The organism is Streptomyces sp. NPDC001816 (genome assembly GCF_042892235.1).
In the GTDB taxonomy this organism is placed as follows: Bacteria; Actinomycetota; Actinomycetes; order Streptomycetales; family Streptomycetaceae; genus Streptomyces.
Map to the genome: position 1 here is coordinate 62,210 of NZ_JBIATY010000018.1, position 22,661 is coordinate 84,870.

18 protein-coding genes and 2 pseudogenes are annotated in these 22,661 nt (G+C 71.8%); 8 read left to right on the top strand and 12 right to left on the bottom strand.

What is annotated here, in order from left to right:
* Positions 1-99 precede the first annotated feature (99 nt).
* Positions 100-591, top strand: a complete 492-nt coding sequence (locus tag ACFYZZ_RS41825; protein WP_389188243.1) for a hypothetical protein — start codon at positions 100-102, stop codon at positions 589-591.
* Positions 592-644: 53 nt separating this feature from the next.
* Here the strand turns inward: ACFYZZ_RS41825 and ACFYZZ_RS41830 are convergent.
* Positions 645-1,226: pseudogene (locus ACFYZZ_RS41830) on the bottom strand (hypothetical protein); the annotation flags it as partial.
* On the opposite strand from ACFYZZ_RS41830, the pseudogene ACFYZZ_RS41835 reads away from it, so the two are divergent.
* The 3 genes and pseudogenes from ACFYZZ_RS41835 to ACFYZZ_RS41845 all read left to right on the top strand — a co-directional run bounded on the left by ACFYZZ_RS41835 (position 1,159) and on the right by ACFYZZ_RS41845 (position 2,889).
* A pseudogene (locus ACFYZZ_RS41835) lies at positions 1,159-2,025 on the top strand (helix-turn-helix domain-containing protein). The pseudogenes ACFYZZ_RS41830 and ACFYZZ_RS41835 sit on opposite strands and share 68 nt — an antisense overlap.
* Before the next feature lie 2 nt (positions 2,026-2,027).
* Complete coding sequence (locus ACFYZZ_RS41840; protein WP_389188246.1) at positions 2,028-2,225, top strand: DUF397 domain-containing protein; 198 nt, start codon at positions 2,028-2,030, stop codon at positions 2,223-2,225.
* Positions 2,226-2,232: 7 nt separating this feature from the next.
* Positions 2,233-2,889, top strand: a complete 657-nt coding sequence (locus ACFYZZ_RS41845; protein ID WP_389188248.1) for a hypothetical protein — start codon at positions 2,233-2,235, stop codon at positions 2,887-2,889.
* A 27-nt stretch (positions 2,890-2,916) separates the two neighbouring features.
* On the opposite strand, the gene ACFYZZ_RS41850 is transcribed toward ACFYZZ_RS41845, so the two are convergent.
* A complete protein-coding gene (locus tag ACFYZZ_RS41850; protein ID WP_389188251.1) occupies positions 2,917-3,339 on the bottom strand; it encodes a hypothetical protein in 423 nt (140 codons plus the stop codon).
* Between the two features lie 238 nt (positions 3,340-3,577).
* Between ACFYZZ_RS41850 and ACFYZZ_RS41855 the strand changes: the two genes are divergently transcribed.
* On the top strand, positions 3,578-4,858 hold the full coding sequence (locus ACFYZZ_RS41855; protein WP_389188254.1) for a DUF1266 domain-containing protein: 1,281 nt from the start codon (positions 3,578-3,580) through the stop codon (positions 4,856-4,858).
* Positions 4,859-5,040: 182 nt separating this feature from the next.
* Positions 5,041-6,387 (top strand): M14 family metallopeptidase, encoded by a 1,347-nt coding sequence (locus ACFYZZ_RS41860; protein WP_389188257.1) that lies wholly within the window; start codon positions 5,041-5,043, stop codon positions 6,385-6,387.
* 15 nt (positions 6,388-6,402) lie between these two features.
* Here the strand turns inward: ACFYZZ_RS41860 and ACFYZZ_RS41865 are convergent, their stop codons facing one another.
* The 6 genes from ACFYZZ_RS41865 to ACFYZZ_RS41890 form a co-directional block, all read right to left on the bottom strand.
* Complete coding sequence (locus ACFYZZ_RS41865) at positions 6,403-6,909, bottom strand: hypothetical protein (protein ID WP_389188260.1); 507 nt, start codon at positions 6,907-6,909, stop codon at positions 6,403-6,405.
* Positions 6,910-6,989: 80 nt separating this feature from the next.
* On the bottom strand, positions 6,990-8,555 hold the full coding sequence (locus ACFYZZ_RS41870; protein ID WP_389188263.1) for an AAA family ATPase: 1,566 nt from the start codon (positions 8,553-8,555) through the stop codon (positions 6,990-6,992).
* 70 nt (positions 8,556-8,625) lie between these two features.
* Positions 8,626-9,183: a hypothetical protein gene (locus tag ACFYZZ_RS41875; protein ID WP_389188266.1), complete on the bottom strand. Its 558-nt coding sequence runs from the start codon at positions 9,181-9,183 to the stop codon at positions 8,626-8,628.
* On the bottom strand, positions 9,180-9,920 hold the full coding sequence (locus ACFYZZ_RS41880) for a hypothetical protein (RefSeq protein ID WP_389188269.1): 741 nt from the start codon (positions 9,918-9,920) through the stop codon (positions 9,180-9,182). Before ACFYZZ_RS41880 ends, ACFYZZ_RS41875 begins: the two co-directional genes overlap by 4 nt.
* Entirely contained in the window at positions 9,917-12,124 is a 2,208-nt protein-coding gene (locus ACFYZZ_RS41885; RefSeq protein WP_389188272.1) for a hypothetical protein, read from the bottom strand. The genes ACFYZZ_RS41880 and ACFYZZ_RS41885 overlap by 4 nt, the downstream gene beginning before the upstream one ends.
* 73 nt (positions 12,125-12,197) lie before the next feature.
* Positions 12,198-12,680, bottom strand: a complete 483-nt coding sequence (locus tag ACFYZZ_RS41890) for a hypothetical protein (protein ID WP_389188274.1) — start codon at positions 12,678-12,680, stop codon at positions 12,198-12,200.
* 131 nt (positions 12,681-12,811) lie between these two features.
* Here ACFYZZ_RS41890 and ACFYZZ_RS41895 point away from each other — a divergent pair, with 131 nt between their 5' ends.
* Positions 12,812-14,617 carry a caspase domain-containing protein gene (locus tag ACFYZZ_RS41895; RefSeq protein ID WP_389188277.1) on the top strand — a complete coding sequence of 602 codons (1,806 nt, stop codon included), beginning with the start codon at positions 12,812-12,814 and terminating at the stop codon, positions 14,615-14,617.
* Here the strand turns inward: ACFYZZ_RS41895 and ACFYZZ_RS41900 are convergent.
* From ACFYZZ_RS41900 to ACFYZZ_RS41915, 4 genes are read right to left on the bottom strand one after another with little or no spacing between them, the layout of a single operon-like run.
* Positions 14,598-18,926, bottom strand: a complete 4,329-nt coding sequence (locus ACFYZZ_RS41900) for a CHAT domain-containing protein (protein WP_389188279.1) — start codon at positions 18,924-18,926, stop codon at positions 14,598-14,600. The two genes, ACFYZZ_RS41895 and ACFYZZ_RS41900, sit on opposite strands and share 20 nt — an antisense overlap.
* Positions 18,927-18,963: 37 nt before the next feature.
* Positions 18,964-19,374 carry a RidA family protein gene (locus tag ACFYZZ_RS41905; RefSeq protein WP_389188281.1) on the bottom strand — a complete coding sequence of 137 codons (411 nt, stop codon included), beginning with the start codon at positions 19,372-19,374 and terminating at the stop codon, positions 18,964-18,966.
* A gap of 28 nt (positions 19,375-19,402) precedes the next feature.
* Positions 19,403-20,167: an IclR family transcriptional regulator gene (locus ACFYZZ_RS41910; RefSeq protein ID WP_101374401.1), complete on the bottom strand. Its 765-nt coding sequence runs from the start codon at positions 20,165-20,167 to the stop codon at positions 19,403-19,405.
* Complete coding sequence (locus tag ACFYZZ_RS41915; RefSeq protein ID WP_389188283.1) at positions 20,164-21,231, bottom strand: sugar kinase; 1,068 nt, start codon at positions 21,229-21,231, stop codon at positions 20,164-20,166. The genes ACFYZZ_RS41910 and ACFYZZ_RS41915 overlap by 4 nt, the downstream gene beginning before the upstream one ends.
* Before the next feature lie 124 nt (positions 21,232-21,355).
* On the opposite strand from ACFYZZ_RS41915, the gene ACFYZZ_RS41920 reads away from it, so the two are divergent.
* A complete protein-coding gene (locus ACFYZZ_RS41920) occupies positions 21,356-22,633 on the top strand; it encodes an alanine racemase (protein ID WP_389188285.1) in 1,278 nt (425 codons plus the stop codon).
* Positions 22,634-22,661 lie beyond the last annotated feature (28 nt).

A 22,661-nucleotide genomic window follows, 5' to 3' on the forward strand; every position in this document is an offset into this window, starting at 1 on the left:
GGTACGTCGATCTTTTCGTGATCAAATCTGACCGGCAAGCGGAAGTCACACGGCCGGAAGTGCCGTATTTACCCGCGATCTGCTTAGGAGTGTCTCGGCATGCGCAATTTCGGATTGCTCGGTCGGAGTTCCGTAGCAGCCTTGAGTGCTGTTGTGTTCTCCGCTCCGCTGGCTTCAGCAGCTGCAGCATCATCCCTGGCCGATGGCCAACACGGCGAGCAGGTACTGTCACTGGTCGCGAAAACCACGCAGTTCACACCGAACGGCTCGGGCGATGCCCAGGGCAACGGGTTCACGCTCGCCAACGACCTTTACCGCAACGACCAGAGGGTCGGCTCGGGCGGCGGAGGCTGCGCCATTGTCCGCCTCGAGGCAGGCGCGAGCACCGGCACCTTGCAGTGCCTCATCACCTTCGCCCTCCCCGACGGTGACATCACGGTCCAGGGCTTTGCTCCCTACGCCCCGCCGCCTCGCGACTTCAATCTCTCGATCAACGGCGGCACGGGTCGCTACGCGGCAAGCCGCGGCTACGTGCACGGGCACACCGTGGACGACACGACCACCGAACTTACCTTCCACATCGTGCCCTGAACGACGCGCTCCCCCCGAGTGGGGAGAGCTGGGGCGGCCCACCCCAGCCCCGCTCACTCCTCGGCGATCAGCTCCGCAGCGTCCGTGGCGTGCATAGCCCTCTGCGCCCAGACCTCGAGTTGGTCCAGGTCCGTGACTGACTCGACCCGCTCGCGGACAGTGTCGGTCACCGAGAGGCCGCGCCATTCCAGGATGTGGAGGATCATCTCGGCCTTGGCCTCAGCCCGGCCCTGCTCCCGACCCTCCTCACGCACCTGCTCGGCCAGCGGGTGTCGCCAGAAGTACTGAATCGCCGTCATCAAATCCCTCCACATCTGCTTAGCCTGGGGATCGGCCAGGCACGAGTCGACGAACTGCACGAAGACCGCGGCACTGTCAGGGTCGATGGTCCGCAGAGCGGAGGCCAACGACTCCAGTATGGCCGGAGCCTGCCGGCCACGCCCGTGTGTCATGGCCGAGAGCACCGCAAGGGGGACGTCCCGTTCCGCCTGCCGCTCACTCGTAATCACCGGCACGTTGTCCGGGCCCAGCACCAACGGACGCACCGTCAGCGAGTACCAGCCGGGGATGCCGAGCCGGATCGGGTGCGACGCCCAGCGTGCCGTGGCACTGCTCTGCGTGATCACGATCAGTAGGCGCAGGCTCCGCGAGGCTGCGGGCCTCAGTTCTCGCGAGGCAGCGGCTCTGCTCGGCGTGAACTCCGTTCAGATCAGTCAGATCGAGGCTGGCACCTCAGGAGTGAGCGAGCAGCGCCTACGACGCATGGCAGCCAACTACGCTTGCACGGACGCATAGTTCATTGACGGCTTGGCGGCGATCGCGACCGACCGGACACAGGGCTGGTGGGAGGAGTACCGAGGCCAGCTGCCTACGCCGTTCATGGATCTGCCCGAGCTGGAGCACCACTCCCGCTTCCGATGGGACGTGGAGTTCCTGCACGTGCCCGGCCTTTTCCAGACCGCAGATTACGCTCGCTCCCTCTTCTCGTACGTGAACCCGGAGTTCCCGCAGAGTGATGTCGAGCGATGGGTTGATCACCGGATGAAGCGCAGGGTCATCATCGAGCGCCCGGACCCGGTGCCGTACGAGGCGGTGATCCACGAGGCTGGGCTGCGCATCAGGGTCGGCGATCGGTCCACAGCACGGGCTCAGCTCGCCCGGGTCCTGGAACTGTCCGAGGCTGACCACGTCACCGTGCGCGTAGTCCCCTTCGAACTGAACAACTTCGGCGGGGCCGGGAGTGCGATGGTGTACGCGAGTGGACCCGTCCCCAAGCTGGACACCGTCGTCCGCGACGGCCCCGGCGGCCCGGTCTTCATCGATGCCGAAGCCCAGCTCAACCGATATCGAACGCTCTTCCGTAGGGTGGAGGCAGTGTCACTCGACCCCGACCGTTCGCGTGACTTCATTCACCGGCTGTCGAAGGAGCTGTGAGCATGCCGATTCCCGACACCTGGAAGAAGTCCTCCTTCTCCGGTGGCGGCCAGGGCGATGCCTGCGTCGAAGTCGCAGACCTGGATGCCCACATAACCATCCGCGATTCCAAGGCCCCGGCCAGAGCAACCCTCACCTTCCCACCCGGAGCCTTCACCCCCTTCATAGAAGCCCTGAAGACAGCGGACCTCCCCCTGTAGGCCAAAGATGCCTCCCCACCTGAGACAAACCCTCACCGACCTAGGCGCATACGAAGGCCCCGGCGCCTACGACGCATTCCTCAGCGCCCTCGGCGGATCACTGGCCAGGCTCCCCATCCTCATCAGCCGCGCCGAAGTCGCCCTGGACGTCTCCGACCTCGACGCGGAGCAGCTGAGAGACGCCCTGCGCGCCACCGTCAAGGATGCGGGGCAGGACGTCTGGGCGGCCTGGCCCGCCGAACGTACGGCCGTGCGGGTCACCTACCGCGCCGTACTCGACCGACTCGACGACCTCTGGTACCCGAGCACGGACGACCTGCTGATCATCGACGGTGACGAGCGAGTCCTCGTACTGGACCACGAGGAGCGGCTCTTTCTCACCCGGGCCGACGCGAGGTTGCAGATCTACTCGGTCGAGGAGCGGGATGGGGCGACTGCCACGTGCATCGTCCGGTGCGTGGGCGGAGTCGTACGCGTCGGCCAGCGGTTCGGCGTCGGGCCGGACGAGGGCACGAGAGAAGGCGCGCCACTGGTGACCCTTGAGGGGATTCTTCGCTACGAGCGGCCGGTGGATTTCGTGGGTCCTCCCCACAGCGCCAAGGTCCGGCTGACAGGCAAGGCGGTCCGCCTTCTTGAGGAAGGGTCGGTCATCACCGCCGCCTGAGACCTGGGCCTGAGATCGCGCGGTGTCCTACTTCTTGCCCAGCCTCTGCGTGACAAGCGGGTCCCCGAACGCGTTGTACACCGTCACCGTCTTCGCCTTGGCGGACTTCCCCGCCCCACCCGCATAGTCACGGTAGGCGTCCGCGACCTGCTGCGCCCGGGTCATCGCCTCGTCCACCGCGCCGATGTTCGTCGAGATGAGGATGTGCCCGCCGCCGGCGTCGCGGGCCTGGATGCGTTCGACTTCGCCCGTGACCTTCGCCAGGCTGTGGGTCATGCCGTAGTCGCGGAGGGCCTTGGCGTTCGCCTTCATCTCGGCGCGGTCGCCCGTCGCGGGGAACTTCTCCGGGATCGTCGAAGACTCCTTGGTGGCCGTCTCACTGGTGCAGGCCGTGGCGAACAGGCAGGCGGCCAGCAGGGCCGCCCAGGCGGCAGTTCTCCGGTTGATCACGTCGAGACTCCTTGAGGCTGCTTGAGACTCCTGTGGGGAACGGCGGGGCCCAGCCCCTCCCCTACCAGACGGGTAAACAGAGAGTCAGGTCGCGGTAAAGCGAGGTGAGCTGGACCACTTGCCGGCGAACACCTCATGCAAAACGCGCCGCCCCGCCGAAGCCACCATCCCCGCGTCACATAGCATGACCAGGCAAGTCAAGTCGCCTCAGACGGCCATAAGTTGAAAAGGGCACGACATGTCGTTCGGTCCGCCACCCGCAGGGTTCGGGCCTGCGACACCGCCAGCCTGGACTCCGCCCGGGTCGACCCCGCCGGCCTGGACTCCGCCGACGGCCATCGAACAGGCCCTCCTCGAAACCAAGTCGCGCGAGGACTGGGCGGCCTACTTCGACACCCTGGCGGACAGCCGCCTGTACTTCGAGATACGGCGCGACGGGGCGGATGCCGAACCGAGCAGGACGATTCCCGTCTTCGGACACGATCCCCGAGTCGCTGGCGGGCGGATCTGGGCCGTGTACACGGAGGGGATGCTGCCCGCGCCAGACCCGCACCGGGTGTTCGACTGGCAGAAGCTCGGGTGGTTCGCCCGCGTGTGGGAGCCGAATGATCCGACCATGATCGTGGTCAATCCGGGCAGTCCGTGCGAGGCGTTTCTGCCCTCCGCACCGCCGCACTCCGCCGTGTGGGCGCAGCACAAGGCGAAGGGTCCGCTGAACCGGACGCGGGTGAGCACGCTCCGGCTCGGCGGGCCCCTGGAGGGTCCTGTCGCGCAGGGGCTGGCCTGCGGCGCACTGCTGGTCGTGTGGCACGGGCTGCCCTGGAACGCCATGGCGTATCACGGCAACGGCTATCAGGCGGAGCGCGAGTCGCTCCGGGAGTGGTGGGGTGTCACGAATCGCGAGGAGTGGCAGGTCCAGCAGCGCGCCCTGCTCGATCCCGACGGCGCCAACCCCGTCTGGGAGTTCGCCCTGAACCTGCGTCGCACCATCGCCCGTGACTTCGGCGGCCATGTCGACACCGCCTACTGGCGCGACGCGGTCGCCCGGGTGCTGCGCGGTCGCACCGGTGGCGAGATCGTCATCACCCCGGACGGGGTCACCAGCACCCCCGCCGGTCCGGAGGCGGAGACCGAGGCACGCATCAAGGGCATCCAGGCTCTCGTCGGGCGCATCACCCGCTACGAGGCGCGCTTCCGGGCCGACGGCATCCTCGACGAGAACCGGTTCGTCAGTTCCGTGGACGCCTGGAACTTCGGGCGGGCGTCCGGCATGGCCCGCTGGGGGCTCGGGGCCCGGTACTGCTCACTGCCGGAGGCCGAGTCCGCCGTCATCGAGGCCGGGCGGGCCGCCGCGCGGTCGTACAAGTCCTGGCAGGACTTCGCCGCCGGGTACATCCTCGGGCGCTGTCTGCACTTCGATGACGAAGAGTTCGGCAGCTGGTACACGGACATGGTCGACGTTCATCGGATTTTGATGTCCGAACCCGACAGTCCCTGGCTCACCATTCCCTTCCGGTGAGGCTGCCGTATCTCATGGCTCCGACGAATGGGCCTCTTGACCTGATCATGCCAACACCGCACCATGAGCGCCAACCCCCGCACAGCGGCCCCACAGCAAGAAGCACGTCGCACTGACGCACCCCCCAGCTCCACTCCCCACTTCCGGCGACCCCGGAATCCCTGGAGACCCAAGGAGAGTTCATGCGACTTCGCATCCGCGGCTCCGGCGCGCGCGGCGGCAAACGGCGTACTGCCGCACTCGGCGCCCTGCTGGCGCTCGCCCTCGCGGCACCCGTCTCGGCCGGCGCCACACACGCCACCGCCGGCAGCGTCCGGAAGGCCGAGCCTTCCGGTGACGACATCCGGCAGTACGAGATCCATCAGAGCACCAACCCCGTGACCCGTACGGCCATTCAGCAGGCCGGCGTCACCGTCGACGAGGCCGACGAGGAGACCGTCGTCGTGTCCGGGCGGGCCGAGCAGATCGGCAAGCTGCGGAAACTCGGGTACGACGTCAGCCCGTTGGGGGCGGCACCCCAGCGGTCCGGGGTCCGGCTCTACGACTTCCCCAGCGCCGACTCGAAGTACCACAACTACGCCGAGATGAACGCCGAGATCGACCAGCGGCTCGCCGCCTACCCGGCCATCATGAGCAAGAGGGTGATCGGGAAGTCGTACCAAGGGCGGGACATCGTCGCCATCAAGGTGAGCGACAACGTGGGGACGGATGAGGACGAGCCGGAGGTGCTGTTCACCTTCCACCAGCACGCTCGTGAGCATCTGACCGTGGAGATGGCCCTGTACCTGCTGCGCGAGTTCGGCGCCGGGTACGGGAGCGACTCACGGATCACGAACCTGATCAACAGCCGGGAGATCTGGATCGTCCCCGATCTGAACCCGGACGGCGGCGAGTACGACATCGCCACCGGGTCGTACCGGTCGTGGCGGAAGAACCGGCAGCCCAACTCGGGGTCGTCGTACGTCGGGACCGACCTCAACCGGAACTGGGACTACAAGTGGGGCTGCTGCGGCGGCTCTTCGGGCTCGAAGTCGTCCGAGACCTACCGCGGTTCGGCCGCCGAGTCCGCGCCCGAGGTGAAGGTCGTCTCCGACTTCGTGCGCAGCCGGGTCGTCGGCGGCAAGCAGCAGATCAAGGCCGGCATCGACTTCCACACCTACAGCGAGCTGGTGCTGTGGCCGTTCGGGTACACCTACTCGGACACGGCGACCGGGATGACCGCCGATGACGCCGCCGCGTTCAAGGCCGTGGGGCAGAAGATGGCCGCGAGCAACGGGTACACGCCGGAGCAGTCGAGCGATCTGTACATCACCGACGGGACCATCGACGACTACCTGTGGGGCGTCCACAAGATCTTCGACTACACCTTCGAGATGTATCCGACGTCCAGTTCCGGGGGTGGGTTCTACCCGCCCGACGAGGTCATCGAGCGGGAGACGTCCCGGAACAAGGACGCGGTGTTGCAGTTGCTGGAGAACGCGGACTGCATGTACCGGGCGATCGGGAAGGCCGCCCAGTACTGCAGCTAGGGCCTGTCGTTCGGATCAGGCCTCTTCGAAGTAGGCGTCGAGGACCGCGTCCAGCTGGTCCTCCCACTCCTTGAAGCGCGCCCTGGCCGTCGCCTCGATCTCGATCGGGAACCAGCGGCGGTCAGGGGTGTGCACCGTGATGGTGAAACGCTTGCCGAAGCGGGGCGACTCCGTCTCGACCGCGGCGATCTCGTCCCAGCGGAACTCGCACTTCTCCTCGTCCAGGCTGAGCCGGATGCCGCGGTGGTCGGCGGCGAACTTGGCGCGGCGGTCGGAGGCCTCGAAGACGGGCCCGTCCGCGGGCGCCTGCTCCTCTTCCTCCGGCTCCTCCGGCTCTGCCGGTGCCTCGGCCGCCTGGGCCTTCGGCTCCGGCTCCGGCTCCTCGGCAGGCTCCGGTGCCGCCGCCTGCGGCTCCTGCTCCTGGTCCGACTTCGCCGCCGGTGCGGTGAGCCCGGGGATGAAGGCCGGGTCGAATCCGGCGCCCTCGACGGGCTTGCTGCTCGATCCTATGCGCTGCTCCACGGCGGCAGTATGGACGACATTCCTGTGCCGGAACCAGTCGGACCACCCGACTCACGGATTGACCCTGGTCACTCGTCCAGTCATTCGTCCATGAAGACGATCCTTCGGGTACGGCCTCCGTCGCCCGGTACCGGCGTCACGGCCGCCCGGCCCGCCGGTACCGCGCGCTCGCGGCCCCAGGCTCGGATCTCCTCGATCTGCTCGGGGTTGCTGACGCTGAGGGGACGTACCTGGGCGAAGGTGTCCATGACGTACGAGTCCTTCAGCTGGGGGAAGCCGCCGCGGCGTACCGCCTCCTCGCCCACGTCGTGCAGGGCGGCCTCCAGGTCGGAGCCGGCGAAGCCCTCGGAGAGGTCGACCAGGCGGTCGAGCTGCTCGGGGTCGGGGTCCGCCTGGAGGTAGCGGCGGTGGTAGATGCGGATGATCTCCTTGCGGTCCTGGGCGTCGGGCAGGTCCACGAAGAAGAGCTCGTCGAAGCGGCCCTTGCGCAGCAGCTCCGGGGGCAGGCTGCGGATGTCGTTGGCGGTGGCGACGACGAACGCGCGGGACTGGGACTCCTGGAGCCAGTACAGGAACTGGCCGATGATGCGCTGCGGGACGCCGGACATGTCGTCCCGGCCGGCCAGGCCCTTCTCGATCTCGTCGATCCAGAGCACGCAGGGGGCCACGCGGTCGGCCATCGCCAGGGCCTCGCGGAAGCGGCCCTCGGACTCGCCCAGGTACTTGCCGTGGATGCTGGCCATGTCGAGGCGGTAGAGCGGGAGCTGCCAGTCGTGGGCGATGGCCTTGGCGGAGAGGGACTTGCCGCAGCCGGGGACGCCCACCAGAAGGACCCCGCGCGGCGGGCGCAGGGCCGTGTGGCGCAGGTCGCGGGAGATCATGTCGTGCTTGCGTTCCAGCCAGGTACGCAGGCCGGTCAGGCCGCCGATGGCGTAGTCGCTCTGCTTGAGGTGGACCCGTTCCAGGCCGGTGAGGTCGCTGAAGATGCGGTCCTTGGCCTGGGCGAGGCCGAGGACGTCCTCGCGGCGAATGGCACCCTTCGCGGCGATGGTCGCCATGAGGTTGACGCACTCGGCCTCGGTGACGCCGTTCAGGAACTCGGCCGCGCGGCGGGCGTCCTCCTCGGTCCAGTCGATGGGGATGTGTCCGTGGTGGTCGCCGAGGAAGCCGCTGAGGATGCCGTACATCTCCTCGGAGTCGGGCAGGTCCAGGCGCAGGCTCATGCCGAGGCGCTGCAGGCCGCTCCAGATGGGGGTGTCCGTGATCAGGACGATGCTGCCCATGTTGCTGTCGGCGAGGCGGGCCAGTTCCGCGAAGTGGCGGGTGACCGGGGTGTCCGACTCGAGTTCGTCGGGGTCGACGAAGACGACGGTGGCGTTGGCTCGGCTGCCGAACTGGGCGGCCGCGAAGTCCATCGCACCCGCCAGCGAACGGTCGTCCTGCACGGGCGCGTTGGTGCGCAGGTCGCGCAGGCCGGTGGCCCGGGTGTAGATCCAGAACGGCATGCTGCTGCGCCGGGACTGGGTGGCCGCCTCCCGCAACAGGCGCAGGGCGCGCTGCTGTTCGATGGTGCGCATCGCGATGACCGGGACGCGGGCGGAGATGTAGCTGTCGAGGTGGCTGAGGCTCTCGGCGTAGTTCGACATTCGGGCCTTCTCGGAGGTGTTCGGGGACGGCGGGACGTGCGCGGCAGGCCGTGGCTCGCCGCTGTCCGCCTCAGCCGGAGCCGGGGACGATGCGGCGTCTGGGCGGGGCCGCGGGGTCGTACGCCCAGGCGTCCTGGGCCGGGCGCGCCGTGAGGGTGGCGGTCAGCGCGTTGTCCCGCAGGGTGCGGCGGCGGCGCTCGACCAGGCGGGGGTCGGTGCCGCGCCGGATCTCGGCGTCCAGGTTCCGCTCCAGCTGGGCCTGCACCTCGGTGATCTGGTTGTCGACCAGATCGGTCAGCCGGGTGCGCAGGGACTCCGGGAGGCCCGGGTGGGCGGCCAGGGCGCGGACGGCGTGCAGGCCGGTGCGGGCCTGGGCCAGCTCGCGGCCCCAACTGAAGTCGTCCCGTGCCTCGTTCAGGGCGCGGACGAGATGCTCGGCCCAGGCGACCAGGCGCGTACTCAGGGCGCTGGTGAGGTGTTCGGTCAGCCGGGACCAGGTGTCGCTGTCGTACTGCTCCTCGGCGAGCGTGGGCAGCACGGCCGGGTCGACGGGCTCCAGGGCCGCCCAGCGGCGCAGGAAGCCGACCCAGGCCTGGTACGGGCCGCCGTCGCCCCACAACCCGCTCATGCGCCGCTGCCCGGCCGACGCACGACGGTCTCCCCCGGCGGCAGCGGCTCCCAGTCCGGCAGCCCCTCCACGACCCGCCGAAGCCGGCTGGTGACCCGCTCCTGCTGCGGACGCCGCTGCGCGGCCCAGGGGGAGGCCTGGGCACGGGCGGAGTCGGCGGAGGCGGCCCACGCGGAGGCGGTGGGCTGTTGACCGCTGCCAGTGGGCTGCTGGGCGGGGCCGACGGGCTGGTGGCCGCTGCCAGTGGGCTGGCGGGCGGAGTCGGCGGAGGCGGCCCAAGGGGAGGCGGTGGGCTGTTGACCGCTGCCAGTGGGCTGCTGGGTGGGGCCGACGGGCTGGTGGCCGCTGCCAGTGGGCTGGCGGGCGGAGTCGGCGGAGGCGGCCCAAGGGGAGGCGGTGGGCTGTTGACCGCTGCCAGTGGGCTGCTGGGCGGGGCCGACGGGCTGGTGACCGCTGCCGGTGGGCTGGTGGGCGGGGCCGCCTGCGGCGGGCTGCGGGGCGGCGGCCCAGGGCGCCGCCGGAGTGGGCCCCTGCGCGGGCACCGTGGCCCCGGGCTGCCCGGTCGCGGCCCAGGAACGCTGGGCGGCGGACGCCGACGGAGGTGCCGTGGAGTTCCCTGGCGGCACAGTCCCCGCCTCGTGCGACGCGGGACGCGCGGCGTTCGCCCACGGCGACTCGTCCTGCGCGCCGCGCGGCGCCGGGCCGGGCTGGTGGGCGGGCGGCGGTGGCGTACTCATCGGGCGCTGTCCTCCTGGGACTCGGACGAGATCTCCTGACCGGCCTTGTCCTCCGGCTCGGCCTCCTTGCGCAACGACGACTCGGACACGGAGGTGCCCTCCGCGCGAGCCGACGAACCCGGCGCCGTATCCTCCCGGACCGACGCCCCGGCCACGGCTCCCGAACGAGCCGCAGGCACGGCGTCGCCCTGGGCCGACCCCTCAGGCACGGACGTCTTCCCGGACCGGGACTCGGAAGCAGCCGCCCAACCAGGCCCAGATTCGGACGAGGTCGCCTCGCGGACCGACGACTCGGACGAGGCCTCCGCGCCGCCCAACGACTCAGCCGAGGCCTCCCCGCCGCCCAACGACCCAGACGACGCCTCCCCGCCGGCAAACGACCCTGATGCCGCCTCCCAGCCCGCCGAAGGCGCAGCGCCCCCCTGAGCCGACCCCGCAACCGCCGACTCCTTGCGTACCGTCCGTCCCTCGAACGGCGACGCACCCCCGCCCGCGGTCGGCAGCGTGGCGATCAGTTCGCGGACCTTGGCCTCGGTCTGGTCGGCTGTTGTGAACTTCTCGTACCAATCGGTGAGTTCGGCGGAGGCGCTGCGGAGCTGGTGGAGGGACTCCGTCTTGGCGCGGTCCAGGAGTTCGCGGGCCGCGGCCTGGGCGCGGGCCGCGGTCTGGGCCTGGTTGCGGAGGACGAGGCCCCAGACGAGGGCGACGATGGCTGCCGCGCCGATCGCGAAGGCGGGCCAGCTGCCGGCGAGGAAGAGGAGGATGGCCGCGACGACGCCGGCCAGCGGGGCCACCTTCTTCAGCCACGGGAAGGCGAGCGCTTCCACGAACGGGCCCGTGTAGCGGTCCCAGTGGTCGCTGAGGGACTTCTCCAGGGCGGCCAGGGGTTGGGTGAAGGAGCCGACCCAGGTGGGCAGTTGGAAGAGCTGGGAGCCCACGGAGTGCGACGTGGCGAACTGGGCCTGGACGTCCTGCGGCACGGCGGCCCGGTAGTCGCGGGTGTGGGCGGCGTGCGCCTGCTGGAACCACTCGTGGCAGGCCGCGACGGAGAGCCGCTGGGTGGCCGGCGAGGTACCGATGGCCTGCGGGTTGAGCGCGGCCGTGGTCTGCACGGTGAGGTAGTCGAGGGTCTCCTCGTACGAGGCCGCGTCCGCGTCGGCGGTCTTGCGGGCCGCGGTGAGGTCGCCGTCGTGGTCGACCACCGCCTGGTTGAAGGCGAGGTCGCGGCGCAGCGGCAGTTCCTCGTTGTCGTACTCGGAGACGAGCCGATCGAGGATGTCGTCGACGGCGTCCTCGATGCGCTCGGACGGCTGGAACTCGCGGTCCATGATGGCCCGGTACTTGTCCAGCACGGGCTGCTGGCCGCGCGCGGAGGAGAGCACGCCGTCGAGGGTGACCCACTGCGGGGAGACGGCGGCCAGGCGCGGGAACTCGGCCGCCTGGGACGGACCGCGCAGGGACTCCAGCTCGTCGCGCCAGCGCCGGACCTGCCTGGCCTGCGCGTCGGCGCTGTCCATCAGCTGGGAGCGCCACTCGGCGAGGGTGCGGTCCAGCAGTTCGCGGCCGACGAGTCCGAACGCGCCCTGGGCGATGGCCTCCAGGATGACCGCGAACTCGCGGCCGAGCGCGGCCGGGTCCTGGGCGAGGAGATAGTGGCGGAGCCACCGCACCGCCCCCTCGGAGCGGCCCTGGCGGCGCAGGACGAGGGCGAAGAACAAGGACGTGCGGTCGGGCGAGCGGCGGAACGCCTCGTCGACCGCGCGCTCGCACAGGGTGCGGTCGTCGGCGGACCAGGAGGCGAGGGCGACCAGGGCGGGGGCGAGCCAGTAGCGGGGGGTCTGGAGCATCAGCTGGTCGCCGACCAGCCGGACGTTGTCCTCCGACACGAGGCCGATGTCGAAGGCCTGGAGCATGCCGACCGCGGTACGGCGGACCGTCTTGTGGTGGCCGAACTCGTGGTCGATCTTGTCCTCGATGGCCCCGATGCGGGTCTCGGCGCGCTGCACGTTCGCGGTGGCCTGCGCCTGCTGGACGAAGGCGAGGAACTCGTCGCGCAGCTGCTGGAGTTCGGTGCGGGTCTGCTGCTGGTTGGCCTCGACGGTGGAGACCTGGCCGGAGACGGAACCGACCTGTTCGCTGAGTCTGATGACGAGGTTGCTGACCTCCTGCACCTGGCGGCGCAGTGTGTAGTCGACCTCGGACATACGGAACTCCGTTCGAGTGCTGCGGGGTGAGCGGGCAGGGGGAGGGGCACGGGCAGGGGGCAGGGATCCGGGCTCAGGGGCGGACTACGGTGCCGTCGTCCAGGACGGGCAGGATCAGGCCGTCGTCGTAGACCTCTACGTAGGCGTAGCCGCCGGAGCGGGCGAGCATGCGGGCCGCCGAGAAAGGGTCGGGCATCGGCTCGGCCGGGGCGAAGTGCCGCACGATGACGTGGAAGAGGTTCAGCTGGTGGTCGACGTACGGCGGGCCCAGGTAACAGCGGGCGACGAAGCCGAGCGGCACCGAGCCGTACGCCGTCGTGTACTGCTCGCGGACCCACTCGGCCAGCGACCGGCAGGCCTGCTCGTCCAGGCCCGCGTCGAGCCGGCCGACGGCGTCGAGCAGCTTGCGGGAGCGCGGTGTGTACAGCTCTCGGCGTACGACGCCGGGCGCCGGGTTCGCGGGCGTGGAGCCCGGCTGGGCGGCCGGGCCGGGCTGGATCCCCGGCCCCTGCTGTGCCGGCCGCACGATACGGCGCGGCCGTTCGGTGTACCCCATGTGTCCCCCGAGAGTCATGGGTGGTGAGCGGTTGTGCGATGCACGGAAGGCGAAGGTTAGTGACGTCACGTCAAGAGTGCATCTGGGTACGCCTGATTGACCCCTGAATGACACTGGCAAACTCTGTTCTCATGGGGAGGATCAAGGCACTCCTGGTGGGCATCGACGACTATCCGGCGTCCGTGGCCAGTGCGCTCGGCGGCTGCGCGAACGACATCGGTGAGGCGCGGCGACTGCTGACCGAGCTGGTCGGGGAACAGGTGGACATCACCGTCCTGTTGGACGCCGACGCGACCGTGGCCGCCGTGACGGACGCGGTGCTGCGGCACCTGGGCTCGGCCGGTCCGGGGGACACCGCGCTGCTGTGGTTCTCCGGGCACGGCACGCAGGAGGCCGCCACCGGCGACGATCTGTTGATCGAGGCGACGGGCCTGAACCAGGCGCTGGTGTGCGTGGACGGTCCGCTGCCCGACAAGCGGCTGGGCGCGCTGCTGGACCGGGTCACGGCGGGCGGTGCCCAGGTCACGGCGGTGCTGGACTGCTGTCACTCGGGGGGCGCGACGCGGGAACTCACCGCGCGGTACGCGCCGCCCCGGCCGGAGTGGGACTTCGGTGCCCGCGGGTACGGCGGGCCGCCCCGGCATGTGCTGCTGGCGGCGAGCCGGCTGGACGAGCCGTCGTACGAGGGCTGGTTCGAGGGGCGCCGGCACGGGGCGTTCACGCACGCGCTGGTCGGCGCGGTGCGCGCGGCCGGTCCCGGCGCCACGTGCCGGGAGCTGCTGGCGGGGGCCGCGGCGCGGGTGCAGCGGGCGGGCAGCACCCAGCATCCGGTGCTCTTCCCCGACCTGCGGGGCGGTGCGGCGGACCGCCCGCTGCTGGGCGGCGCACCCGGCACGGCGAGCCCGCACCTGCTGCGGTACGGCGCCGACGGCTGGGAGGTGGACTGCGGCGCGGTGCACGGGCTCCGGGAGGGCGGTGCCGAGGCGCAGGGCACCACGTTCGCGGCGCTGGAGGAGGGGCCCGGTCGGGGGGTCGTCAGGGCGTTGGAGGTGTCGTCCGCGCGTACGCTGGTCGCGCCGGTGGACTGGGACCCGGAGCCGGAGCGGGTGTATCCGGTCGCGCTGTCGGAGGTCGCGCTGCCGCCGGCCAGTGTGGCGGTGGACGGATCACCGGAGGACGGACGGTGGCTGGCCCGCGAACTCGGCCCGCTGGTACGGCTGGTGGAGGGGCCGGAGGGGGCGCTCGGGCTGCACTTCCAGGTGCGGGTCCGGGACGGGCGGGCGTACGTCCTGCGGCGCGACGGTACCGAGTTCACGGCGCCCCTGCCCTTCAGGGGTCCCGGGGACGCCGGGCGGGTCGCGGACTGCCTGGCCCACCTCGCCCGCTGGCACCAGCTGCGCGACCTCGCCCCGCGGCCCTCGCTGCTGGACGGGCTGGTGGAGCTGGAGATCGTCCCATGGGGCTCGCACGAGCCGCTGCGGCCGGACGCGTCCGGGGAGATCGTCTGCCCGTACACCCAGGGCCCTTCCGGACCGCGCCCGCCATGGGTGTCCATCCGGCTGCACAACCGCTCCCCCGACCGCAGCCTGTGGTGCGTGCTGCTGGATCTGACCGACGGCTACGCCTCCTCCTCGGTGCTGTATCCGGGGCACTTCGTCGGACCCGGCCGTACGGGCCATGCGCTGGACGGCGATCCCGTGCAGCTGTCGCTGCCCGCTTCCCGGGCCGCGGTGCCGGGGGCGGAGGCTCGGGACTGGCTCAAACTGGTGGTGTCCGACCGGGAGTTGAACGCGGTGCCGTTCCAGCTGCCCCCGTGGCAGACCGCCACCGACCGCCGGATCCTGGGGCCCGTGCTGGGGGCGGCGGGCCGCTGGACGGCGGTGACCGTACCGCTGCGCACGCTGGTGCCGGAGCCGGTCAGCGGCCGAGATGCGTGAAGCCGGCCCAGGCACTCAGATCGTGCGGATCGATCCCGCGGGCCCGCTCGGCGAGGAACTCCGGTAGCTCGGACGGTAGTTCACGGTCGGGGTTGAGCATCCACAGCTGGGCGCGGCGCAGGGCGCGGGCCGGGGGTTCGCCGTGGGTGCGCAGGAAGTGGTGGGTGAGGAACATCAGCACCGAGGTCGCCTCGTCCGGGACCGGCCACAGCGAGCCGACGACCGAGCGGGCGCCGGCGGCGAGGAAGGCGGTGGCGAGGCTGTAGGCCTCGTTGTGGCCGCGGCTCGAGACATGGCTGCGGCAGGCGGCCAGCAGCACCAGGCCGAGCCGGTCACCGCCCGCGCCGGTGATCTCCTCCGCCGCCAACTGGCCGTCGTGCAGGGTGAGATGGGCGCTGCGGCGGGCGTTCTCGGCGACGGACGCATGGCAGGCGAGATGCAGCACTCCCCCGTCGTACGGCGACTCGCGCAGCCACCGCAGCACCTCGCCGGGGGTGCCGGGGCCGTCGGTGGGACCGGTCGTGCGGCGGCCCAGGAACCGGGCCTCGGGGTAGAAGGCGCGCTGTACGGCATCGGCCTCCTCGCCCGCGTGGCGCAGGTCGCCGGTGGGGTTGCCGACGATCAGCGCGGCGCCGGTGTGCTCGGCGGCGGGGCGGGCGGCCACCTGGCACAGCAGGCGGGCCGAGGCGGCGTAGGAGATCTCGGCGGCCTGCAGCGCGTACTGCCGCCCACGCGGCCCGCCCGGCTGCCAGGCCGCGTGCCAGGGCACGAGCCCCAGCCTGCCCATCGGCACCAGCACCAGCCGGGGCAACCGCCCGGCCGGCATCTCGAAGGCCTCCAGCAGCGGCCGCATCGCCGCGTACCAGGCCCACCCGCACAGCCGGTCGAGCTGCGCGCGGAGGGTGGCGGGCGCGGAGGGGCGCCGGCCGGGGACGGGGCCGAGGTCGCGGGGGTGGGTGGGGGTGCGGGCAGGGCTGTGGGCGCGGGCGGAGGCGTCCGCCGGCCCGTGCTCCGTCAGCGGGTCCCTGGGGGCGGAGTCCCGGTCGCGGACGAGGCCACCGCCCGGGGCCGAGTCGCCCGCGTCGCCGGACATACCAGCGCCCGAGGTGTGGTCGGGCTGCGGCGCCGCTGAGTCCGGGCTCCTTTCTCGGGACGCCCCCTCCCCCGGCGCGTACTCCTTCAACGGCGCCGCGTCCTCCGTCAGCTTCGGCAGGGGTACGGCGTGCACCGCGCCCTTCGACGTGACGACCAGGGCGGTGCCCGGGGTGTCCTCCGTGCTCGGCACCAGGTAGACCAGGGCGTCCTTGGTGAGGCCGCGCAGGGCCTCGGCGATCTCGTCGGGCGTGGGCGGGTCGAGGAGCTGTGCCTGGTGGGTGCCGGTGAGGGCGGCCAGGACGCGGCGGCGCAGGGTGCTGGGCACGGTGAGCGGGGTCCGGACGGCGGCGAGGGGGTCGGCGGGCTGTTCGGTCGCGTCGGCGCCGGCGCCGGCGCTCCGCCACTCGGCCGCGAGGTCGGTGTGTCCGGTGGCGGTGAGGAGGTCGGGGACGGTCGCCGAGGTGAGGGTCGCGTGCAGGACCAGGCCCCGGCAGGCGTCCAGGGCCTGGAGGGCCTCCTCGGGACGGTCGTCCTTCAGGCACCAGCCGGCCACCTGCAGCGCCGCCCCGGTGGCCTGCGCGGCGGCGACCGTCGCATGGTCGGTGCCGGACTGCAGCAGGGCGGCCCAGGCATACCCGCGCAGGGACTTCAGGCCGAGGGCGCGGGCGCCGGCCCGGTCGCGGCGGTGCAGGTCGTCGCGGGAGCGGCGGGCCTGGGCGAGGGCGAGGCCGATGTCGGCGTAGAGCCGGTGCTCGGGGCCGCCGGTCTCCGCGAAGGCGCCCTCCAGCAGGGTGATGCCCTTGGCGAGGCGCTCGCGGCGGCGCACCCGGTCGATCTCCAGCTCGGACAGGGCGCAGTGGGCGATGCCCAGCGCGTTCGCGTAGCGCAGGCGGCTGTCGCTGCCCGGATCGCACAGCTCGTGGGCCTCCCGGAGCAGGCCGATGGCCGACGCGATGCCCGGCCCGTCGTGCTGCGTGACGGCGTGCACGAACCGGGTCATGCCGCAGTCGCCGAGCACCCAGGCCCGGTGGTCGCGGGGCAACCGCCGTGCCTGGTGGCGCAGTTCGGTGGCGCTCGGGCGGGCTGCGAGCGGCGGCAGCGGGGGTACGCCGAGGCGCTGGGCGAGGTTGTCGCGCCCGGTGCGGGCGTTCTCCAGGAGGGTGAGGATCTCGATGCGGGAGGGGTCCTCGTCGCCGAGCGCGGCGTGGCCCTCGGTGAGCGTGGCGATATGGCCGTCGGCGGCGGCCAGGTCGCCGCGCCGGACGGCGGCGTGCGCGTCGTAGCCCGCCTGCTGGAGGTCCATCAGGTGGCGCAGGTGCGCGGGCAGGGCGGGGTCGGAGCGCAGCCGCCGCCAGGTCGCGGCGCCGGCCTCCATGTCGTCGCCGGCGCCGCCGGTCTGGCCACGCTGGGTCTGGGCGACGAACCGGGCGAGGGCGAGGCCCGTGTCCGCCTCGTCGCCGAGGCCGCCGTCGGCCTCCGCCCGGTCGAAGTGGGCGAGCACCTCGTCGAACCCGGCGCCGGTGCCGCTGCTCATCTCCTGGTGCAGCCGGGCGACGCCGGCGATGGCGTTCGCCGGCCCCTGCCAGGCCGGGTCCCGTTCGGCCCGCTCCAGGACGGCCTGGGTCAGCTCGCGCCGGTGCTCGGCGGTGACGTAGGTGCCGTCGGGGTCGACGAGGGGGAGGTTGCTCAGCAGCAGCGAGGCGAACTGGGCCCGGCGGGGGCTGCCGGGTTCGAGGGAGCGCAGCTGGGCGAGGGCCTGCTCGAAGCCCTGGATGCGACGGTGGGCTCCGAGGACGTCCCGTTCCATGCCCCGCAGGAACTCGTCCTCCCCGAAGTCGACGAAGGCCCGGCCCTCGCGGATGTCGGCGATCGTGTCGTCCCACGTCTGCTTGAGCCGTTCGGCGTCGAGTCCTTCCGGGTATCCGTCGGTCTCGGACAGCACCCCGTGCTCGACGAGGGTGAAGCGGGCCCAGCCGTCGAGCGTGCGGGCGAACTGGAGCATGTCGTGGTTGTCGGTCCCGGAGTCCAGGACGAGACCGGCGGCCCGCAGCACGTCCCGGGCGCGGTCCGGCCGGGGGTCGTCGTGGTGACGGGACTGCTGGAAGAGGGCGAGGAAGAGGGCGGTGGCGGCGATGTCGCCGTCCCGTTCCGGCCGCCAGGTGTCGACGGCCCGGCGGACCAGGGCGATACCGCGGTCCCTGCCCTCGACGTCGTCCCGGGCGGCGGCCCGCTCGTACAGCAGGCGCCCGAACATGTCCAGGTACTGCGGCAGCAGCTGCTCCTCGGCGCCGGGCCGCTCCAGCAGACGGCGCAGCTCGACCTCGGCGGCCAGGCTGTGGCCGACGTCCTTCCAGGTGGACCAGATCAGGGTCCGTACGAGGAGGGCGTTGACCTCGGCCTCGAACGCCCAGTCGGGTGCCGGACCGCCCGCCCGCCGGGCTTCGGTGAGCGCGGTGTCGAAGGCGTCCCGGGCGCTCTCCAGTTCCTCCCGGTCGATCCGCACCCGTCCGCGTACCATCGCGGCCAGGCCCAGGCTGTAGCGCAGGTGCGGGACGTCGGCGGGCGGGGCGGTGTCGAGGAGGGCGCGGTAGTGGCGGGCCGAGGCGTCGGCGGCGTCGAGGTCGCCGTGGAGCAGGGCCCGCCGCATGCACAGGTATCCGGCACCGGCCTTCAGGTCGGCCTCTTCCTCGCTGCCGGGCTCCACGTCCTGAAGGGCGTCGTCGTGCCTGCGCAGGGCCTCCTCCAACAGCTCGGCGGAGTCGGGGTCGGCGAGGCAGCGCAGCTTGGCGCACACGGCGAGCACATGCCGCCCCCACACGCGCTCCCAGGTGAAGTCGGGGTCCGCGGCGGGCAGCCCCTCCACCCCGGCCGCCAGCAGCTCGAAGGCGTCCTCCAGCAGGTGCCGCTCGCCGCTGTCCTCGTACTGCACGCCCCGCAGATGCCCGAACCTGACCCGCCAGGCCGACCAGAGCGGCTCGGTGCCCGGGGTGCGGAACGCGTGCTCGAACGCCTCGACGGCCAGGGCGAGTTCCTCGTCCCGGCCGTCATCCTCCCGCAGCAGGTACAGCCGGTGGCTCAGCTCTCCGGCGTACCCGCACAGCTCGGCACTTTCCGGATCACCGGCGGAGCGCCGGGCCAACTCATCGAGTACGGCGTCGCGTTCGGCGGTGATGTCACCGACAGGACCGGTCGGCCGGGAGGAGGAGAGGGTCACGTACCCATACTGCCTACACGAACACGCTGAGGTGCCGTCAGCTCAGGACGGCGAGGGCGTCGATCTCGATGAGGAGGCCGGCCGGCAGACCGACGTAGACCGTGGTCCGGGCGGCGGGCGGCTGGGTGAGGCCCTGCTGCTCGAAGTACGCGTTGTAGATCTCGTTCATCTCGGCGAAGTGGTCCACGTCCGTCAGATAGACGCGGATCATCATCACGTCGTCCCAGCTCGCGCCGCCCTCTTCGAGGATCGCCTTGACGTTGGCGAGGGTCTGCAGGGTCTGCTCGCGCAGGGTGGGACCGGCCGGCGTCGGGGGCCTGCCCTCCTCGGCGGGCAGGAAGCCGACCTGGCCGGCGACCTGGAGGATGTTGCCCTTCTTCACGCCGTGGGAGAACTTCGCGGGCGGGGTGGTGTGGGTCTTCGGGGTGAGCGCGATCTTCTCGGTCATTCGGGGGTGCCCTTCGCTGGCGACTCGGTCATTCGGGGGTGCCCTTCACCGGCGTTCGTCCGGAGTACTCGCCGCTGATCGCGTCCGCGGTACGGCGCACCTGCGGCAGCAGGGTGAGGAGTTCCTCGGCGGTGACGACGACGTTCGGCGCGGACACCGACATCGCGGCGACCACCCGGCCGTCGGCGCCGCGGACCGGGGCCGCGACGCAGTTGATGGACTCCTCGTGGCCGCCGAGGTCGGTGGCCCAGCCCTGTTCGCGCACCTGCTCCAACTCCCGCAGGAAAGCGGTGGCGTTGGGGGTGGAACGGGCTGTGTACAGGGGATAGTCGAGCTTGTCCGCGAGGGCGCGGCGCTCGGGTTCGGGCAGGTCGGCGAGGAGCAGCTTGGCGACGGCGGCGACCGTGATGGCGACGGGCTTGCCGATCCGCGAGTACATCCGGACCGGGTAGCGGCTCTCGACCTTGTCGATGTACAGCACCTCGTTCTCCTCGTACACGGCGAGGTGGACGGTGTGGCCGCACTGCTCGTTGAGGCGGACGAGGTGGGGGTGGGCGATCTCGCGGATGTCGAGGTTCTCCATCGCCTCCTGGGCGAGGGCGAAGAGGCGGGCGCCGAGGCGGTAGCGCTGGTCGGACTGGCGGTAGACCAGGCCGTGCTCGTGCAGGGTGCGCAGGAGGCGCAGCGCCGTGGACTTGTGGACGCCGAGCCGGTCGGCGACCTGGCCGAGGTCGGCGGGGCCCTCGGCGAGCAGGGGCAGGATGCTCAGGGCACGGTCGACGGTCTGACTCATGGGGTGTTCGCCTCCTCCGGGGCCTCGTCGGCCTGCGTCCAGCCGGGGCCGAGTCGAAGTCTCCCCCATGCGTCGTCGTCCAGGGCGGCGAGGCGGTCGGCGTGGCTTCGGGCGGGCGGGGCAGCCAGGTCGCCGGGGGTGGTGAGGGTGGCTGCCGCCATGAGGTGGCCGTGCCGGAGGCGGTCGCGCATCGGAAGTCCACGCAGGGTGCCGGAGAGGAATCCCGCGGCGAAGGCGTCTCCGGCGCCGACGTGGGCGACGACATCGACCCGCGGCGCCCGGACGAGGGTTGCCGTACCGTCGGCGTCCTCCATTGCGTCGGTGTTCTTGTCGAACGCGACCGCTCCACCCCTGCCCTGCTTCACGACCACGATCTCCGGCCCGGGCAGCGCGTCCACGATGGCCCGGCCGCCGTGCAGCCCCCAGGCCTGGCGTGCCTCGTCGTGCCCCACGAACACGATGTCGGCCGCCCGCGCCAGCTCCAGCAGCACCCGGGCGTCGTCGGCGTCCCGCCACAGTCCGGGCCGGTGGTTCACGTCGAAGGAGACCAAGGGCCGCCCCTCGCCGGGCTTCACCAGCTCGCGTACAAGTTCCAGGCACCCCTCGGACAACGCCGCCGTGATCCCCGAAAGGTGCAGCACCCGCCCCGCCCGCACCGCCGCCACGTCCACGTTGTCCACCGTCATCGCGGAAGCCGCAGAGCCCGCCCGGTAGTACGCCACCTCGTGCTCGTCCGTCGCCCGGTCCCCCGCCGTGCGGAAGTACAGGCCGGTCGGGCGTGCCGCGTCCCGGCGGACGTGGGCGACGTCGACGCCGTACGCCCCGATCGTCTCGACCAGGTGTTCCCCGAACCCGTCGGCCCCCACCCGGCTCACCCACCGCGTGGAGTGGCCGGAGGCCGCCAGCGCGCAGGCCACGTTGGACTCGGCTCCGCCGATCCCGCGCTCGAAGGAGGGGACGTCGGCGAGGCGGCCCGGGCGGGTGGGGAGGAAGGTGACCATGGACTCGCCGAGCGCCACTACGTCCACAATGTCGGGGGCGTTGCGGGCTCCGGTGGCGGTCACGATCGTCGTAGCTCCTCGGTGGGGGGAGTCCGTTGACCCCGCGTGGCCGAGATGTTAGACAGCAGTGAGCGACATGCGCAATGAATGTTGCAGAGGGTGCAACGCACCAGATTGGGGAGGCCTCATGGCCCATGAAGCCGGCACCGAAGCGCTCGCCCGCCTCGCCGAGGAACGGGTCGACCACCGCTTCAAGGGCCTCCCGCCGGACGCCGTGGGCCTGACCGTCGCCGAGCTGGCATCCGAGCGCCGCAACCTCTTCACCGACGGCTTCACCACTCCCATGCTCGCGCTCTCGGCCGAGCGCCTGGAGCACAACCTGCGGCTCATGGAGACGTACGCAGCCCGGCACGGCCTCGCCTTCGCCCCGCACGGCAAGACGTCCATGGCACCCCAGCTCTTCCGGCGCCAGATCGAGCACGGGGCGTGGGGCATCACCCTCGCGGTGCCGCACCAGGTGTGGGTGGCCCGGGCGTTCGGGATCGAGCGGATCTTCCTGGCCAACGAGCTGGTCGACCCGGCGGCCCTGCGCCGGATCGCCGCCGACCTGGCGGCCGACCCCGACTTCCGTTTCGTCTGCTACGTCGACTCCGTGCGCGGCGTCGAGCTGATGGACGCGGCCCTGCGCGGCGCCGCCCGCCCGGTGGACGTCGTGGTGGAACTGGGCGCGGGCGAGGGTGCCCGTACCGGTGTACGCACGGACGCGGACGCGCGGGCTGTCGCGGACGCGGTGGCGGGCGTTCAGACGCTGCGTCTTGTGGGCGTGGCGGGCTACGAGGCCCAGGTGCCCGGCGCCGCCCCCGAGCCGGTGCGGGCCTGGCTGGGCCGGATGGTCGCGCTCGCGGCGGAGTTCGACAAGGCCGGGCGGTTCGCCGGGGCCGAGGAGATCGTGGTGAGCGCGGGCGGCAGCGAGTGGTTCGACGCGGTCGCCGACGTCTTCGCCGGCATCCCCGAACTCTCCTTGCCGGTCCTTAAGTTGCTCCGCTCGGGCGCGTACGTCTCGCACGACGACGTGCACTACAGCAGGCTCACCCCGTTCAACCGGGTGCCCGAGGAGGGCGCGTTGGAGCCCGCGTTCCGGCTGTGGGCGCAGGTCGTCTCCCGCCCGTCCCCCGAGCAGGCCTTCGTCAACGCGGGCAAGCGGGACGCCGCCTACGACCTCGACCACCCAGTGGCCCACGTGGTGCGCCGGGACGGCCGCGAGCACCCGGCGACCGGCATCGAGGTGACCGCCCTGTCCGACCAGCACCTCTGGCTGGGCACCGGCCCCGAGGCGGACGTCGAGGTCGGTGACTGGATCGGCTTCGGCCTGTCCCACCCCTGCACGTCGTTCGACAAGTGGCAGCTGATCCCGGTGGCCAAGGCGGACGGGACGGTCGTCGACTTCATCCGTACGTTCTTCTAGAGATCCGGCTTCTGGAGATCCGGGGAGA